Origin of the sequence: Methylobacter tundripaludum SV96 (assembly GCF_000190755.2) — a bacterium.
Taxonomy (GTDB): Bacteria; Pseudomonadota; Gammaproteobacteria; order Methylococcales; family Methylomonadaceae; genus Methylobacter_A; species Methylobacter_A tundripaludum.
Window position 1 is genome coordinate 2,242,808 of the sequence record NZ_JH109152.1, and the last position, 16,790, is coordinate 2,259,597.

The 16,790-nt window shown below is 50.8% G+C and carries 16 protein-coding genes; all 16 read left to right on the forward strand.

The genetic code is table 11. The features are described 5' to 3' along the window. Nucleotides 1–437: 437 nt before the first annotated feature. Complete coding sequence (locus METTU_RS10075; RefSeq protein ID WP_006891389.1) at nucleotides 438–812, forward strand: hypothetical protein; 375 nt, start codon at nucleotides 438–440, stop codon at nucleotides 810–812. A gap of 109 nt (nucleotides 813–921) precedes the next feature. Beyond that, nucleotides 922–2,133, forward strand: a complete 1,212-nt coding sequence (locus tag METTU_RS10080; protein WP_006891390.1) for a hypothetical protein — start codon at nucleotides 922–924, stop codon at nucleotides 2,131–2,133. Nucleotides 2,134–2,169: 36 nt separating this feature from the next. Further along, on the forward strand, nucleotides 2,170–3,135 hold the full coding sequence (locus tag METTU_RS10085) for a magnesium and cobalt transport protein CorA (protein ID WP_040580393.1): 966 nt from the start codon (nucleotides 2,170–2,172) through the stop codon (nucleotides 3,133–3,135). A 413-nt stretch (nucleotides 3,136–3,548) separates the two neighbouring features. After that, a complete protein-coding gene (locus METTU_RS10090) occupies nucleotides 3,549–3,911 on the forward strand; it encodes an IS110 family transposase (protein ID WP_006891392.1) in 363 nt (120 codons plus the stop codon). A 131-nt stretch (nucleotides 3,912–4,042) separates the two neighbouring features. Continuing rightward, entirely contained in the window at nucleotides 4,043–5,143 is a 1,101-nt protein-coding gene (locus METTU_RS10095) for a sterol desaturase family protein (RefSeq protein WP_006891394.1), read from the forward strand. Next, nucleotides 5,085–6,050 carry a 4-hydroxy-tetrahydrodipicolinate synthase gene (gene dapA / locus METTU_RS10100; RefSeq protein ID WP_006891395.1) on the forward strand — a complete coding sequence of 322 codons (966 nt, stop codon included), beginning with the start codon at nucleotides 5,085–5,087 and terminating at the stop codon, nucleotides 6,048–6,050. Before METTU_RS10095 ends, dapA begins: the two co-directional genes overlap by 59 nt. Nucleotides 6,051–6,052: 2 nt before the next feature. Further along, nucleotides 6,053–6,694, forward strand: a complete 642-nt coding sequence (locus tag METTU_RS10105; protein ID WP_006891396.1) for a MarC family protein — start codon at nucleotides 6,053–6,055, stop codon at nucleotides 6,692–6,694. A gap of 225 nt (nucleotides 6,695–6,919) precedes the next feature. Continuing rightward, nucleotides 6,920–7,273 carry a hypothetical protein gene (locus METTU_RS10110; RefSeq protein ID WP_006891397.1) on the forward strand — a complete coding sequence of 118 codons (354 nt, stop codon included), beginning with the start codon at nucleotides 6,920–6,922 and terminating at the stop codon, nucleotides 7,271–7,273. A 114-nt stretch (nucleotides 7,274–7,387) separates the two neighbouring features. Continuing rightward, nucleotides 7,388–7,885: a potassium channel family protein gene (locus METTU_RS10115; protein WP_006891398.1), complete on the forward strand. Its 498-nt coding sequence runs from the start codon at nucleotides 7,388–7,390 to the stop codon at nucleotides 7,883–7,885. Between the two features lie 42 nt (nucleotides 7,886–7,927). Then, entirely contained in the window at nucleotides 7,928–8,644 is a 717-nt protein-coding gene (locus tag METTU_RS10120; RefSeq protein ID WP_006891399.1) for a haloacid dehalogenase-like hydrolase, read from the forward strand. A 193-nt stretch (nucleotides 8,645–8,837) separates the two neighbouring features. Further along, nucleotides 8,838–9,857: a magnesium/cobalt transporter CorA gene (corA, locus tag METTU_RS10125; protein ID WP_006891400.1), complete on the forward strand. Its 1,020-nt coding sequence runs from the start codon at nucleotides 8,838–8,840 to the stop codon at nucleotides 9,855–9,857. Nucleotides 9,858–10,476: 619 nt separating this feature from the next. Beyond that, nucleotides 10,477–10,566 (forward strand): K(+)-transporting ATPase subunit F, encoded by a 90-nt coding sequence (gene kdpF, locus METTU_RS22420; RefSeq protein ID WP_081466901.1) that lies wholly within the window; start codon nucleotides 10,477–10,479, stop codon nucleotides 10,564–10,566. Continuing rightward, nucleotides 10,566–12,308, forward strand: coding sequence for a potassium-transporting ATPase subunit KdpA (gene kdpA / locus METTU_RS10130; protein WP_006891401.1), 1,743 nt, complete (start codon nucleotides 10,566–10,568; stop codon nucleotides 12,306–12,308). Before kdpF ends, kdpA begins: the two co-directional genes overlap by 1 nt. Before the next feature lie 149 nt (nucleotides 12,309–12,457). Next, nucleotides 12,458–14,527, forward strand: a complete 2,070-nt coding sequence (gene kdpB / locus METTU_RS10135) for a potassium-transporting ATPase subunit KdpB (RefSeq protein WP_006891402.1) — start codon at nucleotides 12,458–12,460, stop codon at nucleotides 14,525–14,527. Between the two features lie 108 nt (nucleotides 14,528–14,635). After that, nucleotides 14,636–15,211, forward strand: a complete 576-nt coding sequence (gene kdpC, locus METTU_RS10140; protein WP_006891403.1) for a potassium-transporting ATPase subunit KdpC — start codon at nucleotides 14,636–14,638, stop codon at nucleotides 15,209–15,211. 119 nt (nucleotides 15,212–15,330) lie between these two features. Next, nucleotides 15,331–16,707: a porin gene (locus METTU_RS10145; protein WP_006891404.1), complete on the forward strand. Its 1,377-nt coding sequence runs from the start codon at nucleotides 15,331–15,333 to the stop codon at nucleotides 16,705–16,707. The last annotated feature ends 83 nt before the right edge of the window (nucleotides 16,708–16,790 follow it).

Genomic DNA, 16,790 nt, shown 5'->3' on the forward strand with positions numbered 1-16,790 from the left:
TGATCTGAGCCCCCTTCTGATGGAAATCGGAATACCTTCGGGTCATACGCCAGTGATCAGACGAATTCATCAAAATATCGGCCTTGCAGCTGATTGCCTTAATCGGAGGCAAGTTTATGCCAGGGTTTTTCGGTATCGGCATTCCCTTGTTTCAGATTGCCTGCCATAACCTGAATTCTTCCTGGAACCCTGATTTTCCGGCCAGTTGCACATCCTGCCATTGGCTGCGATAACGCGTTTTGATTCCCAAAATTTATATTTTCTTTATAAAACTGAGCTTGATTTTTACAGCTTTCTTAAGGCAATTTTTATTAACATGCAGTTAATTGCTTGATGACCGGTTTTTACAGGAACGGCTGTTTTTGGAATCAATACAGCGGCGATGGGGTCGGGAATAATTCAAGCGTTTTCCCTGCAAGTTTTTACGAGGCGCTTTTATGAATAACAAGTTCATTAAATTTTTTATGATCCTGATGTCGAGTCTTATGACGCAGGCTGCATTTTCAAACACCTTTTATACAGTGGATACGCTATCGGGATTGACGGCCGATAGGGGGATCGTCGGCACGAATGCGAACATGACCGACCGCTATACGCTGCCTCCCAACAAGGTTTACATCGAACCCTGCCAACGGGAAGGGCTGCTTCGGCATCCTGGCGTCATTGAGAAACAACAAATATTACATCGGCACGGAGATTTTTGGGTGCGGCTTGAGATACAGACGCGTGGCGGTTCGGAGTGGTTTGCGCTGTGCGACTTGAAAACCGGTAAAATCATCCGTGAGCAGAAGCTGATCGATGATGTATTCTGATGGTTTGGCAGTGTTGAGTCACAGGAATTCCATTCGTGCCTGATGCCTAACGAGTGATTTGATATTACAATTGATGGAATTACAAATTTGCCAAATTCAAAGGGACGACATGATCTTCAATCTCTACCCGTCGGTAGTATTAACCAAGGCCACTGCAAGATGGCTGACGATACTGACTTTATGCGGCCTGCAAGGTTGCTTTTCACCGATGGCGCTGGATCATGCGGTAATCGAGTATGACAAGGCAACCGCGGATATTCTGTCCAAGCAGCTGCTTTTAAATATTGCCCGTTCCCATCAGCATCAACCCATGCATTTCACCGGCGTTTCCAATATTGCCGCGACTTTTAATTTTCAATTTAATGCCGGGGCGACACCGGCGTTTACCGGTGAAACCGGCTCGTTATTGACGCCGGTGTTTGGCGGTACGATTTCCGAGAACCCGACCATCAGCATCGTGCCGATTGAAGGCGAGGAGTTTACCCGCCGTTTGCTGACGCCATTTCAAGAAAACAAACTGACCATGCTGTTGCGGCAAGGCGCTGATGTGGACTTGATTCTGCGCCTGCTGGCCGGTGAATTACGGATTTACGACAACGGCCAGAGCGGCATTTATCTGAACAAACCCGGCGATGCCGAAGGCTACCGGTTGTTTCGGCAAGCCGTGCTGCATTTGTCGTCGATCCAGGATAGACACAAGTTGTTTGTCGAACCGTTGATGTTTGACCGGCATTGGACCTTGCCGGCCGGATCGTTGACGGCGGAACAAATGGCCGATCTGCAAAAAGAATTCAAGATCGAATATCAGGCCGAGCGTAAGGAAGTCACATTGAGCAAGCGGGTGACCGGGCATATCCTGTTGACCAATTACGATCCGACGACGCTAAGCAACGAGGAGCGCATTCGTTTGAATGCAGAAGCCGATAAAGGCGCAGTTAATGATGTCAGTGTCGATATCCGGCCCGGTTATCCGGGCGGCGAATGGCCGATACACGGGGTTTTTCGCTTGCGCAGCTTTCATAATGTGCTGAATTTTATCGGTCAGTCCATTAGTGATGACCCGGAATATACCGTTGCCAAACATCCGCAAACGCCTAACGTTAGTGAGAATCCGGTGAATACCATGGCATTGCTGGTTAGCGATGATGAGTCGGCGGCTGCCGATACCCGTGTGCAGTTTGGCGATTGGCACTACGCGCTTAAAGCTGAATCCGGCTATCAATGGAATCGCGAAGGCTTTCGGCTGTTATGCCAGGTTTTTCAAATGACCATGACCGATCTGGCGCAGCAAGGCGCGCCGATCATTACCATTGCCAAATAACGGGAGAAGCTTTTGACGGGGCAAATTGACAACAGCATGGTCATGAAATGCGTGGCCTATCAAAACGGCGTCAGCATCGGCGATGTGACCATCGAAGACATCAGCGAGGTATTGAAACGGGAACATACCTTTGTCTGGCTGGGTTTGCATGAGGCAAATGCCGCGTTGCTAGCCAAAATCCAGGAGGAATTCGGGCTGCATGACTTGGCTATCGAAGATGCCTGTGCGGCGCATCAGCGCCCGAAAATCGAGGAATACGGCGAATCGCTGTTCATGGTGCTGCACACCGCCCACCTTGCCGAAGATCAGGTCGAGTTTGGTGAAACCCATATTTTCCTCGGGCCGCGTTTTCTGGTGACGGTCAGGCACGGCGCTTCACGCAGCCACAGCAAAGTCAGGGAGCGTTGCGAGGCCATGCCGGAGCAACTGGCCAAAGGGCCCGGATTTGCGTTGTATTCGATCATGGATTTTATCGTCGACAACTATGTGCCGGTTATCGACGGCTTGCAGGAGCGGTTCGATGTGCTGGAGTCGGCGATATTTGAATACCGGCCCAGTCGGCAGACCATCGAAGGCCTTTACGAACTAAAGCGCGAGTTGTTGCAGCTGGAAAGCGCCATTAACCCGGTCATCGATATTTGCAACGAGCTGATGCGTTTTCATGGCGGGGTTATTTCCAAGGATGTGGGGGTGTATTTTCGCGATATTGCCGATCACATCAAACGCATCGATCAGGCGATTCATGGCATGCGGGAGATGTTGGTGGCGGCGATGCAGGTGCATCTGACTTTTGAAACGGTGCGGCAGAACGAAGTCGTCAAAGGCTTGGCCGGTTGGGGGGCGATCCTGGCGATACCGACCATGGTCTTCAGCTGGTACGGCATGAACTTCAGGCACATGCCGGAGCTGGATTGGGAATACAGCTATCCGGCGGTGGTTGGCGGCGTGGCGTTGTGCAGTCTGCTGCTGTATGTGCGCTTGAAAAAGGCCGGTTGGCTGTAAGTTTAATATTATCGCCGAGCGACTGGTGCGTGCTGTCAAGCGATCTGTTACCAGTCTTCAATCACAATGGATCGTGACCTCTGCGGAACGCCGACCTTGTTAGGCCCCGATATAAGCAAAGAAATCCTGAATTTCGCCAAAACCGTAACATCACCAAGATCATGTTGGGCAAATCCCGTCACCGGGGTTGAAAGCGCATAACATTGATGTCTATTTTTCTAGATTCATGTGGACATCCTATCCGGGGCGACTTGAATTTAGTTTTTATCTAAAAGACGATCAAAATATCCCTTCTTTTACCTCCCGGTATGTTTTTACAAAACCTTTATACATTTACCGTAACGCTTTACATAAATTTTATGGGTAATTACATAAGATAGATCCTGTCTTAACAACAAGGTGAAAAACATTCCATGACAATTCAAACCTATTTTGGTCTTGATAATGATGAAAATTCATGGCTGCTCGTCCAGCGTAGCGAGGGAACAACCGTATTTTTACGGCGATTCAAAAATACGGTTGATGGACTCGACGAGCTTTCGAAGTTCATAAAAAGCCGGTGCGAGAAGCCGAGAATTTATATTAAATCGACCGGCTGTGCTGCATTGGGCCTTTTGAAATATCTCTGCGGCATTCCCGGCATTGAGGTCGTATTTATTTCGCAAGCGGGATTTAAACAGTACCAAACCTGTTTGCCGAAAAGCATCATCAGAAATTCTAAAGCGACTTCCTTTGAAGCGGAGATACTTGCCGATTGCGCTGAGCGTATGATCTAAGCGGCACGGTTCTGAAGTTTCGAGTACCAAAGAGCCGCCGCAACTACCCGGTTCTTTGGTCAATGATGAAATATTTGTCACTGCTCTTACCTGCACCAAAGTTAGCGCAGTTTTGTACTCAGGAAAAGTCAATGTCTAGCGAAATTACGTCACTCATCACCTTTATTGAATCCAATTTTACAGGATTCTCAAGCATGCCCGGAGACTCAGCCGCATTTATCCTGCTGATTGCTTTTGTCGTATTGGCCGCCCTTGAGTTTAGCTTCCCCAAACGCAGATTGCCTGTTAAACAGTTGCGTCAGTCTTACCAAACCAATGCCGGTCTGTTTATTTTTAACAGTCTTATTATCTCAGCGTCGGTGACGCCTTTGTTGATGGTGGCCGACCGTTATTCGGGCCGGGGGCTGCTAAGTTATGTCGAAGGTTCTGCCTGGAAAGCCCTGTTGTCGTTTTTGTTGCTCGATTTGCTGCTTTATTGCTGGCACAGAATCAGCCACAGCTTCGATAGTCTGTGGATGTTCCACAAAGTGCACCACAACGACCCTTATTTGAATGTCTCGACCGCATTTCGACTGCATATTGTCGAACTGTTAATCATCACCGTGCTGAAATCTTCATATATTGTCCTGCTTGGCGTAGATAAAACGATGGTGCTGACCAATGAAACTTTATTGACCTTGTTCGTCATGTTTCATCACAGCAATATTTCATTTCGCGGCGAGAAACGCTTGGGGCAGGCCATTATCGCGCCCTATTTGCACCGCGCGCACCATTCAACGGAACGTAGTGAACACGACTCTAACTACGGTGCGGTTTTTTCAATATGGGATCGGCTGTTCGGCACGTTCACAGAACGGGAACCTCTGGAAATCGGCATTAAAAACAGCTCGCCGCAAACCGTTTTAGGCTTGGTAAAATTCGGCTTTACTCCGGCAAATCCAGCGCCTGTGCCGGCATACGAACCGGACTTGAATGTTAACGCGATGATCGCTGAAGCGTCCTCACAAAGCCGAAAAACATGCTTTTATACCTGGAAAATAAGCTTCGCGACCGGCTGGAAAAGGGGAGTTAACAGGTTGGTTTATGGTGATCGGCCAGGCAGACGGTCGCAACTCTATAAATCTTACATGCTTGCGGTTTCATCAATATCGTTTATCCGAAATGGAAAATACCATGAAATTATTGAAAGGTTCTGTTGCAGCGCTTATTACCCCCTTTACCGACGATGCTGAACAATCCGTCAACCGGGACAAACTCGCCGAACTGGTCAAGCTGCACGCCGACAGCAACACTGCGGCGATTGTGCCTTGCGGCACTACCGGCGAATCGCCGACGCTGCTGAAAGAGGAATGGGAGGCGGTTATGTCGACAGTGATCGAGGCGGCCCGAGATACAAATCTCAAAGTTATTCCCGGAACCGGTTCGAACAGCACGCGGGAAGCGCTGAGATTCACCGAGCGGGCAGCCGAACTTGGCGCCGATGCCTGCTTGGTGGTAACGCCTTATTACAACAGGCCCAGTCCCGAAGGCATACTCGCGCATTTTCAGGAACTGGATAAAGTGGGCATACCGCTCATCCTTTATAACATCCCCAGCCGAACCGGAATCGATCTTGGCGCCGACCTGATCATGGAGCTGTGCGAAAAATGTCCGTCAATAACCGGGCTAAAAGCATCTAACGGCGATCTTGATCAAATTACCGAGGTTATTTACCGGTCTGCCCAACTTGACCGGCCTTTCTCGGTATTTTCCGGCGATGATTCGCTGACCTTGCCCATTCTTGCAGTCGGCGGTGTGGGCGTGATTTCGGTGGCGGCAAACATTATGCCGCGAGTGATGGACGAACTGGTCGCCAGTTTCATGCGTTCGGATTTGAATCGGTCCAGGAACATTATGCATGCTATTCATGGTTTCTGCCGCGCCTTACTAAAATCGGGTTCAAACCCGGCCCCGATCAAATCGATAATGAACCGTGCGGGTATGAAGGTAGGATCATGCCGAAAACCCTTGGTGGATTTATCGCAGGATAAAGCGGCAACGCTTGTTCATGAGTCGCAAATGATGCTTGCCAAGTTTTCCGGGCATCATATCCCTTACGATGAAGTCTTAATGAAATTTGTTGGCACTGCCGTGGAATAACAATGACGGAATTAGACGAATTCATCAAACTGCTGGCCGGGCTGCTGTCGGTGGTGGACCCTATCGGCGCGATCCCGTTGTTCATCAGCCTGACCGAGCATCGAAGTTCCGATGAGCGGCAGCATATCGCCTGGGTTTGTGCAATGTCGGTGGGTGCCGTACTGATGTTTTCATTGGTGGACGGCAAGTTTATGCTGGCGCTTTTCGGTATCGGCATTCCCTCGTTTCAGATTGCGGGCGGCATTGTCATTTTGTTAATGGGGATTTCGATGCTCAAGGCTTCGCATGACCGCTCCAGAAACACGCCGGAGGAGCGGGCCGAGTCGGTCGATAAAGCATCTATCGCCGTGGTGCCGATGGCAATTCCGCTGCTCAGCGGTCCCGGCGCAATGAGTAGCGTGATTGTCTACCATAACCTGAACCCCTCCTGGAACCATGATTTTCTGGCCGGTTGCGTTATCGCGACGGTGGCAACGCTGGTGCTGCTGTGTTTGCTGATGGCGGAAAAAATTGCCGATTGGCTGGGCACAACCGGTATGAATGTGATTACCCGCGTATTCGGTTTGATTATTTTATCCATCGCGGTGGAGTTCATCACTAAAGGCTTGGCCGCCGTTTTTCCGATACTGGGGCAACCGGTGTGATCTCTTAAATTGTTTTGCCTTACTCCTTTATGCCCCACATTGGCCCCAAAAAAATTTATAGCATCGAGCTTAGTTTTTACAATTTTTTTACAGCGTTTTTTATATCATGCAGTTAATTGCTTGATGATCAGTTTGGCATGATTGGCTGTTTTTGAAATCAATAAAGCACCGATTGGGCCAGGATTAATTCAAGCGATTTCCTTACAGTTTTTACGAGGCGCTTCCATGAATAGCAAGTTTATTAAAAAAGTTTTGATTTTGATGGTGAGTCTTGTGGCTCAGACTGCATTTTCAAACCTAGCTCATTCAGCGGATACTTTATCGAGATTGGCGACCTATAGGGAGGTCGTCGGCGCGGATGCGAATATTACCGACCGCTATGCATTGCCTCCCAGTAAAGTCAACATCGAGCCCTGCCAACGAGAGGCGCTGCGTCTGCATCCGGGAATAATTGAGAAACAACGAATGCTGCATCGGCGCGGGGATTTCGTGGTGCGATTTCAGATACAGGCGCATGACGGTTTGGACTGGTTTATGCTGTGTGACTTGGCAACCGGGAAAATCATTGAGGAATTCTGATAGGTTTCCACTGATTGGCTTGGATCAGTCTCAGAGACTCGTCAGTACCTGATACCGAGCGGATGCTTTGATATTACGATTGATCAAATAACAAACTAGAGAAGGATAAAATATATGCGTTGGTTAGCCGAATGTCATAATGCGATTCAATGGGGGAACAACCTCAGGATCGATCTCTTCAAGGTTAAGAATCTGAAACATCTGGTCTTGCTTGCGACCATGGCGACCTTGGTTGTCGGGTTGATACTTTTCCTGATCGATCCCAATATCAAGTCGCCCTTGGACGGCATTTGGTCCGCCTGGGTAACGATGACCCATGTAGGCTTCGGCGACGTGGTTCCGGTCTCCTTTTTTGGGCGTTTGCTGGCAGCGGGGCTGATTTTGTTTGGACTGGTATTTTTTTCACTGTTCACCGCCCTGATTTCGGTGGCATTGATCGGCAGAAATATGCATGTCTTGGGGATGGATGTTCAGCAAATCGAACAGGAGACCGGTCGCATTCAAACCGGGGAAAGCCGGATTCTCGAAGAGTTAGCTCGACTGCACGAGCGCATGGCGGCGCTGGAAAAGCAGTTGTCATCGAACACAGACCAAGACCGGTCGGTTAACTAGCCAACGCCTGAAGCAAGACCGGCTTCTGCACCCTCTTTTAAAATGGCAGAAATACTGGGTATTTCCGATTTCGAGAAGAAAGTCGGGGGGCTCGCGCGCTCGAACCTTGTTCAGTCTGGCGCTGAGCTGGCTTACCTGTTGCGGCACGACCCTGCATTCCGTGGCGTTCGCCGCGAGCACCTTATTGAAGCAGGCAAGCGCGTCCGGCTCAAAGATAATGTCGAGTTGTTCGCCAAAATCTTGAGCGAAGGTGTGGGTGGAAACCGCTTCCAGTTTTTCGTGATCTCCGCCGGGCCGAGAGAAGTCGTGTGTTCGGCGCTCGAAGGCATAGTCCCGCCGGAGAACATATTCGGCACCGAATTGGACTTCGATTCTGAAACGGGTGAGATTTGCGCGGTCCTCCGTGTACCCGCAGGTAACGGTAAGGTTGCCGTTCTGCAGGAGCTTGAGCTCAAGCTCCAGATGAGCCCGGACCGAGTCATCTATGTTGGCGACGGCAGCTCGGATCTTTACGTCATGCACGACGTGAATAGCCGCGACGGTCACACCATCGCCGTGTCGGAGACGAAATCCATCGGCCGTATCGCCAACCGCACCGTGCTCAGCGACAGCGCGGTCGGCGTGTTGGTGCCAATTCTTGAGGATGTCCTCAAGTGGGATTCGCTCCAGATTCGCGAACTGTTCACCTCTTATGGTTTGGCACTCCAGGATTGGGACAAAATCAGCACCGACTGGATCACGTTCCACCACAATGGTTAGTTTTGACAAATGTCAATTGGCCCGACTGAACGAGCGCATAACGGCGATGGGGAAGCAGTTGTCATTGAACACAGCCGAAGACCGGCCAGTACCCGGCCCCAATGAAGAACAAGCATGAAAGACTCAACTCAGGTTCAACGCCTGGAGCAAGACTCGTTTCTGCCCCCTATTTAAAATACCGGAAATTATTGGCATGGCTCCGGCCGTACAGAGGGAGAAGCTTGTGACAGAGCAAATTGACAGCAGCAGGGTCATGAGATGCGTGGCCTATCAAAACGGTGTCAGTATCGGCGATGTGAGAATAGAAGACATCAGCGAAGTGCTGCAACGGGAACATACCTTTGTCTGGCTGGGTTTGCGCGAAGCGAACAGTGAGTTGTTGATTAAAATCCAGCAGGAATTCGGCTTGCATGACTTAGCTATCGAAGATGCCTGCATGGCACATCAACGTCCTAAAATCGAGGAATACGGCGAATCGCTGTTCATGGTGTTGCATACCGCCCATCCTTACGGAGATCAGATTGAGTTCGGAGAAACCCATTTTTTTCTCGGGCCGCGTTTTCTGGTGACAGTCAGGCACGGCTATTCAACTAGTCACAGCAAAGTAAGGGAGCGTTGCGAGGCCATGCCGAAGCAATTGGCCAAAGGGCCGGGATTTGCGTTGTATTCGATCATGGATTTTATCGTCGATAACTATATGCCGGTTATCGACGGTTTACAGGAACGCTTCGATGTGTTGGAGTCGGCAATATTCGAATACCGGCCCAGCCAGCAGACCATGGAAGGCCTTTACGAACTGAAGCGCGAGTTGCTGCTATTGGAAAGCGCCATTAATCCGGTCATTGATATCTGCAATGAGCTGATGCGCTTTCATAAAGAGGCTATTCCCAAAGATGTACGGGTGTATTTTCGCGATATTGCCGATCACATCAAACGCATCGATCAGGCGATTCACGGCATGCGCGAGATGTTGTTCGCGGCGATGCAGGTGCATCTGACCTTTGAAACGGTGCGGCAAAACGAAGTCGTCAAACGGCTGGCTGGTTGGGGGGCGATCTTGGCGATACCTACCATGGTATTTAGCTGGTACGGCATGAATTTCAGGCACATGCCGGAGCTGGATTGGGAATACAGCTATCCGGCGGTGGTCGGCGGTGTGGCGTTGTGCAGTCTGCTGCTGTATTTACGCCTGAAAAGGGCCGGTTGGCTGTAGTTAAGATGCACACACACAATGTCGTTAGACAATCATAAAGCCCCTTCCGATTAACCGCTAGCCGGCAGCCAGTATTGAGTGTTGCGTTTCTCTGGAACGTTGTTAGCGATCATGACCGTGGAAAGTCCCCCACTCCCCGTCCTATAAGCCATGGATGGCTTTAGCAGGATGACTTTGTCGCAAATAAGTGAGGCACTATTTGCGACAGAACCATAACCTATTCACACAACAGCCACAGATTCAGGCGTATTGATGCGGATGCCGGAAAAATTTATCGCTGATTCACATCGCCGACGATTTTCCTGCAAACCATTAAAACTGGTGTTTGTACGGATTTATCATCGTTCGCAAACAGGCAATACTTCATAGCGCTGCGATTGTTTGACCAGACTCCTGAGCGTAGCCGAAGGAGACTCACCAGCTTAGTTAGTGTTCGTTCGTGATGAGCCCGTTGCACGCTCAGAAGCCCCCAGGGGCATAACCAATTTCAAAGTAAATGCTACACAACAACCGAATTTGATGATCTGGGCGCTGTAAAGATAGACCGCGATTTTTACAGTTTTTTTATAACAATACCGTTACATTAACCATTCGGAACATCCACAAAAAAGAGGTAACCATGACCATTATCTACGGCTTGAGCGGCTTGCTCGCATTCGCATTATTCATTTATCTGCTGGTGGCGTTATTTTACCCGGAGAAATTCTGATGACTGCAAACGGCTTAGTGCAAATCACTTTATATTTTGTCGCCCTGCTGCTGTTGGCTAAGCCTTTGGGTGTTTATATGGCGGCGGTGTATGAAAATCGCCCGTTACTTCTTAAGCGCATCTTGGGGCCATTGGAAGCAGGGTTTTATCGTTTGAGCGGCGTTAACCCGGAACAAGAGATGGGTTGGAAAAGTTACGCCGCCGCCCTGCTCTGGTTCAATCTGTTCGGCGGGCTGGCGGTATTCGCATTGCAAATGCTGCAAGCCCATTTGCCGCTGAACCCGCAACAGATGGCTAACGTCACTGTCGATTCGGCATTCAATACCGCGGTCAGTTTTGCCACTAACACCAATTGGCAGGGTTACAGCGGCGAAACGACGATGAGTTATCTGACCCAGATGCTGGGTTTGAGTGTGCAAAACTTCGTCTCGGCGGCCACCGGCATGGCGGTTTTGGTTGCCATGATCCGCGGCTTTCAACGCACTCATGCGGACGGTATCGGCAACTTCTGGGCGGATCTGACCCGCGGCACTTTGTATATCCTGCTGCCACTGTCGTTTGTGCTGGCGTTGGTGTTGGTTGGGCAAGGCGTGGTGCAAACCTTCAAACCTTACCAAACCATTCCGTTAGTTGAGCAAGTCAGTACCGCAACGGAAAAGACTACACAAACCTTGGCAGTAGGGCCTGCCGCCTCGCAAATTGCCATTAAGCAACTGGGTACCAACGGCGGCGGTTTTTTTAACGTCAATTCGGCGCACCCTTTCGAAAACCCGACGCCGTTGGCCAATTTCCTGGAAATGCTGTTACTGATACTGATCCCGGCAGCACTGTGTCATACCTTCGGTACGATGGTCGGCGATCCGCGTCAGGGCTGGGCGATTTTGTCTGCGATGACGCTGGTGCTGGTCAGCTTATTATTCGTCACGGTGGGTTATGAGCAAGGCGGCAATCCGGCGCTGGCTGCGCTTGGCGTCGAACAAAGCGTCAGCGTTGATCAATCCGGCGGCAACATGGAAGGCAAGGAAACGCGGTTCGGCATCGTCAATTCGGCGATCTGGGCGACGGCGACCACAGCGGCATCGAACGGTTCAGTCAATTCGATGCACGATTCTTATACGCCGTTGGGCGGAATGATTCCGATGTGGCTGATTCAACTCGGTGAAGTCATTTTCGGCGGCGTCGGTTCCGGGCTTTACGGGATGCTGATTTTTGTACTGATCGCAGTGTTTGTCGCCGGTCTGATGATAGGCCGTACGCCGGAGTATCTCGGCAAAAAAATTGAAGCTTTCGAGATAAAAATGGCGGCTATCGTCATTTTAATTCCGGCTTTCTTTATTCTGGGTGGAACATCGTTGGCGATCATGGTGGAGGCAGGAAAATCAGCGGTTGCCAATCCCGGTGCGCATGGGTTTAGCGAAATTCTTTATGCATTCTCCTCCGCGGCAGGCAACAACGGCAGCGCTTTTGCAGGTCTTAGCGCCAATTCTCCGTTCTATAACACGGCGTTGGGTATCACGATGTTGTTCGGGCGCTATGGGATCATGATTCCTGTATTGGCTATTGCCGGTTCATTGGCGGCAAAAAAGACCGTGCCAACCACTGTAGGCACCTTGCCGACGCATACGCCGTTGTTCGTGATGTTGCTTATCGGCACCGTGGTTTTGGTCGGTGCGTTGACTTTCGTACCCGCGTTGGCATTAGGGCCGGTGGTCGAGCATTTAATTATGAATACAGCTTTGTAGGCCGGAATAAGGCCATCCAAGCGCGTAGCGCGAGGTGGCGTTTCCGGCGAATTTGGGAGTTGTTTGCCGGAAACACCAGTTCTCGCTGTCGCTCGAACCGGCTTATTCCGGCCTACGACTATGAATTTAAGCAAAGTGAGAAACAATCGATGAGCACAAAAAAACATACGCAACAGCTATTTAGCAGCCAGATCCTGGTGGATGCGCTAGGCGATACCCTGCGCAAACTGGCGCCTCAACAACAATGGAAAAACCCGGTGATGTTCGTGGTCTATATCGGCAGCTTGCTGACCACCGGGCTCTGGCTATGGGAATTGTTTTCCGGAGACCACACGCAAACCGGCTTCATGTTGGCCGTGACTTTCTGGCTGTGGTTCACGGTGTTGTTTGCCAACTTCGCGGAAAGCGTCGCCGAAGGCCGCAGCAAGGCGCAAGCGGCATCATTGCGTAGCGCCAAGCGCGACATCATGGCCAAGAAATTGGATAAACCGAAGTACAGCACCGAATACGCCAAAGTCGCCAGCACAACATTACGGCGCGGCGACTTGGTACTGATTGAAGCGGGCGACTTTGTCCCCGCCGACGGCGAAGTCATCGAAGGCGCCGCCAGTGTGGATGAAAGCGCTATCACCGGCGAAAGCGCGCCGGTCATTCGCGAATCGGGCGGCGATTTCAGTTCGGTAACCGGCGGTACTAGGGTATTGTCCGATTGGCTGGTAGTGAGGGTCGTTGCCAATCCCGGTGAGGCATTCCTGGATCGCATGATTGCGATGGTGGAAAGCGCATCGCGGCAAAAAACGCCTAATGAAATTGCCCTGACTATTTTGCTGGTGGCATTGACGCTGATTTTTTTGCTGACCACCGTGACTCTGTTGCCGTTTTCCCTGTACAGCGTCGAAATCGCCAAAGCCGGTACGCCGGTTTCGATCACCGTACTGGTCGCGTTGCTGGTCTGCCTGATTCCTACCACCATCGGCGGCTTGCTGTCCGCCATCGGTGTGGCAGGCATAGGCAGGATGATGCAGAAAAACGTTATCGCCACTTCGGGTAAAGCCATTGAAGCGGCGGGCGATGTGGATGTGTTGTTGCTGGACAAAACCGGCACGATTACCCTGGGTAACCGTCAAGCTTCGGCATTTTTTCCGATTGGTTTGACCAGTGAAAGAGAATTGGCCGATACCGCGCAACTAGCAACGCTTGCCGACGAAACGCCGGAAGGTCGCAGCATCATTATTCTTGCCAAGCAGAAATTTGACATCCGGGAGCGCAATATTCACGAGCTGGGTGCAACGTTTGTCGCCTTTAGCGCGCAAACCCGGATGAGCGGCGTCAATATCGGCGATCGGCAAATCCGTAAAGGCGCTGTTGATGCCATTCGCGGTTTTGTGGAAGCCCAACAGGCAAAATTCCCTGAGGAAGCGACACGAATCGCCGATGTTGTTGCGCGGCGTGGCAGCACACCGCTGCTGGTTGTCGACGGCGGACAGGTGTTGGGCGTTATTGAGCTGAAAGACACGGTCAAGGGCGGCATCAAGGAGCGTTTTGTCGAGCTGCGCAATATGGGCATTAAAACGATCATGATCACCGGCGATAACCGTTTGACAGCCGCGGCGATTGCGGCCGAAGCGGGCGTCGACGACTTTTTGGCCGAGGCTACGCCGGAAGCCAAACTCAAGCTGATCCGCGAACACCAAGCCGAAGGCCGTCTGGTGGCGATGACCGGTGACGGCACCAACGATGCCCCTGCTTTGGCTCAGGCCGATGTGGCGGTGGCGATGAATTCGGGTACTCAGGCGGCCAAGGAAGCCGGCAACATGGTCGACCTCGACTCTAATCCCACCAAGCTGATCGAAATCGTTGAAACCGGCAAGCAAATGCTGATGACGCGCGGCGCGTTGACCACGTTTAGCCTGGCTAATGACTTGGCCAAGTATTTCGCCATCGTTCCGGCCGCGTTTGCAAGCACTTATCCGCAACTAGGCGCGCTTAATATCATGGGGCTTAGCAGTCCGGCCAACGCCATACTTGCTGCCGTTATTTTTAACGCCTTGATTATTGTCGCCTTGATTCCTTTGGCGTTGAAAGGCGTGACTTACCGGCCGCAAAATGCAGCTACATTGCTGCGTAATAATTTGCTGGTTTACGGTGTCGGCGGTGTAATCGTGCCGTTTATAGGTATTAAGTTGATCGATCTTGGCTTAATTGCGTTATCGTTCTAATTAAAGAAAGTTCTGTAGGGTGCGCATCGCGCACCATTTTCAAAGCGTTCCTGCCAAGCAATCGCCATCAAAGGTACGCTAGATAAAAGACAAACAAAGGAGTCAGCAATGACAAACCAAATTAAACCCGCAATACTCATGTTATTGTTTTTTACTGTGCTAACCGGCATCGCCTATCCATTGGCTGTCACGTTTAGCGCGCAAACCCTGTTCTCCAGCCAGGCAAACGGCAGTCTGCTTGGCAGTAACGAGCTGCCGCTCGGTTCTGAATTAATCGGTCAAGCGTTTAGCCGCCCCGAGTATTTTTGGGGACGACCTTCAGCGACTTCGCCCGCTTCCTATAACGGCGGAGCATCCAGCGGTTCCAATCAAGGGCCTACCAATCCTGCACTGATCGACGCTGTTCAGGCGCGCATCAAAGCGTTGCGCGATGCAGACCCTAGCCATTTGGAAGCTGTACCCGTGGATTTGGTGACCGCTTCGGCCAGCGGACTTGATCCCCATATCAGCCCTGCCGCGGCCACCTATCAAATCAGCCGCGTAGCCAAAGCCAGGCAGATGTCGCCGAACAGTGTAAGCGAATTGGTTGATCGTTACACGGAAGCACGGCAATGGGGAATATTGGGTGAGCCTCGAGTGAATGTGCTGAAATTGAATCTGGCGCTGGATCAGCATCTTAAGTAAGGGTAACTATGCCCTGGAACTTGAAAACTAGCGAAGACCTATAACACAAACACAGCCGGAATCTTATTTGCTTACGGTTGTAAAGCAGGCATTCTGCTTTAAACTTAAGGATTTATAATATGAAAAACCATCTAAATAATAACGCCAAACTAAAGCCGCTGGCTTTGGGCATAGCGCTGATTTCTGTTTTTGGTGTAGCACAGGCAAAGAGTTTGACCGAAGCCAGCACCTTACTCGAAACCGTGGGTGACCCCAACGAAAGCCAGTTCATGAAAGACCTTGGCTTAAAAATAGGCGGCTGGGCCAACGCCGGCGTCACCTACAACGCGGCTAGCCCCACTAACGGGTTCAACGGTCCGGTTACTTTTGGTGATCGTTCTGCCGAATTTCAATTGAACCAATTAAACATATTCGTGCAACGCGCCGTGGCTGCAGAAGGCGACGCGTGGGATTTCGGCGGACGTTTCGATGCGATGTTCGGTACCGATTCGATTTTTACCCAAGCATACGGTTCTCCCGCACTCGATGTGAATAGCGGACTTGTTAAAAACCGGGGCAATTGGGATCTTAACTTGCTCGGCAGCGACAGCAACCGTTTTTACGACATTGCATTACCTCAAGCTTATGCCGAGGCGTATGCACCTATTGGAAATGGTTTGAATATCAAGGCCGGTCACTTTTATACGCCGATCGGGTATGAGACAGTTCCGGCTCCTGATAACTTTTTCTACACTCATGCGTACACCATGCAATATGGCGAACCGTTCACCCATACCGGCGTGATGGGAAACTATACGGTTGATAAAAACTGGGCAGTTATGGGCGGCGCTACCACGGGTAGCGCGACCGGTGGTTGGGATGGCAGTTTTAACCAACAACTGGGTAACTGGGGCGGCTTGGCCGGTACCACCTGGACCAGCGATGATAAGAATACTTCAGCCAATATCAGCGGTACCTATGGTTCTACTTCAGAACAGAGCAGCAAAAAATGGGGCCTGTACAGCATCGTGCTCAAGCATAATATCACCGATAAAACCCATCTGATGTTACAACATGATCATGGTTACGCCAATGGAGCCTTAATAGCTACAGGGGTTAATAAAGATGCTGAATGGTATGGCATCAACACACATCTAACTTACGACATCAAGGATAACCTGACTGCGGGAGTTCGAGCCGAATGGTTCCGCGATCAAGACGGTTTTAGGGTCTGGTCTCCGCAACGTGTAGCTGCGGCTTCCAGCAATGGACTAGACAGTTACGCCAGTGGTGGTCTGGGTAACTACAGCAACAGTAATCTTGGCAGCGGCGCCAGCTATTACGGCATTACTGCCGGTATGAACTGGAAGCCAATGAAATGGTTGAATATCCGCCCTAATGTTCGTTATGACTGGGTGGATGGACAAGTTGCTGCTACTGGCGGTCAGTACCGGCCTTTCGGCAATGCCAAGCAGGATCAATTTCTGTTCTCCAGCGATTTCGCAGTCAATTTTTAATGCAGCTTTAGGGACAGGGATGTTGCGCTAGTTCCCAATTTCCAGATTGGGAACTAGCGCATATTCTGTCCAAAGAAGGCTCT

Bases quoted from the DNA above. Each gene is read 5' to 3' on its own strand.
- METTU_RS10075 (WP_006891389.1), top strand. From the start codon at position 438: ATGAATAACAAGTTCATTAAATTTTTTATGATCCTGATGTCGAGTCTT.
- METTU_RS10080 (WP_006891390.1), top strand. From the start codon at position 922: ATGATCTTCAATCTCTACCCGTCGGTAGTATTAACCAAGGCCACTGCA.
- METTU_RS10085 (WP_040580393.1), top strand. From the start codon at position 2,170: ATGGTCATGAAATGCGTGGCCTATCAAAACGGCGTCAGCATCGGCGAT.
- METTU_RS10090 (WP_006891392.1), top strand. From the start codon at position 3,549: ATGACAATTCAAACCTATTTTGGTCTTGATAATGATGAAAATTCATGG.
- METTU_RS10095 (WP_006891394.1), top strand. From the start codon at position 4,043: ATGTCTAGCGAAATTACGTCACTCATCACCTTTATTGAATCCAATTTT.
- dapA (WP_006891395.1), top strand. From the start codon at position 5,085: ATGAAATTATTGAAAGGTTCTGTTGCAGCGCTTATTACCCCCTTTACC.
- METTU_RS10105 (WP_006891396.1), top strand. From the start codon at position 6,053: ATGACGGAATTAGACGAATTCATCAAACTGCTGGCCGGGCTGCTGTCG.
- METTU_RS10110 (WP_006891397.1), top strand. From the start codon at position 6,920: ATGAATAGCAAGTTTATTAAAAAAGTTTTGATTTTGATGGTGAGTCTT.
- METTU_RS10115 (WP_006891398.1), top strand. From the start codon at position 7,388: ATGCGTTGGTTAGCCGAATGTCATAATGCGATTCAATGGGGGAACAAC.
- METTU_RS10120 (WP_006891399.1), top strand. From the start codon at position 7,928: ATGGCAGAAATACTGGGTATTTCCGATTTCGAGAAGAAAGTCGGGGGG.
- corA (WP_006891400.1), top strand. From the start codon at position 8,838: ATGGCTCCGGCCGTACAGAGGGAGAAGCTTGTGACAGAGCAAATTGAC.
- kdpF (WP_081466901.1), top strand. From the start codon at position 10,477: ATGACCATTATCTACGGCTTGAGCGGCTTGCTCGCATTCGCATTATTC.
- kdpA (WP_006891401.1), top strand. From the start codon at position 10,566: ATGACTGCAAACGGCTTAGTGCAAATCACTTTATATTTTGTCGCCCTG.
- kdpB (WP_006891402.1), top strand. From the start codon at position 12,458: ATGAGCACAAAAAAACATACGCAACAGCTATTTAGCAGCCAGATCCTG.
- kdpC (WP_006891403.1), top strand. From the start codon at position 14,636: ATGACAAACCAAATTAAACCCGCAATACTCATGTTATTGTTTTTTACT.
- METTU_RS10145 (WP_006891404.1), top strand. From the start codon at position 15,331: ATGAAAAACCATCTAAATAATAACGCCAAACTAAAGCCGCTGGCTTTG.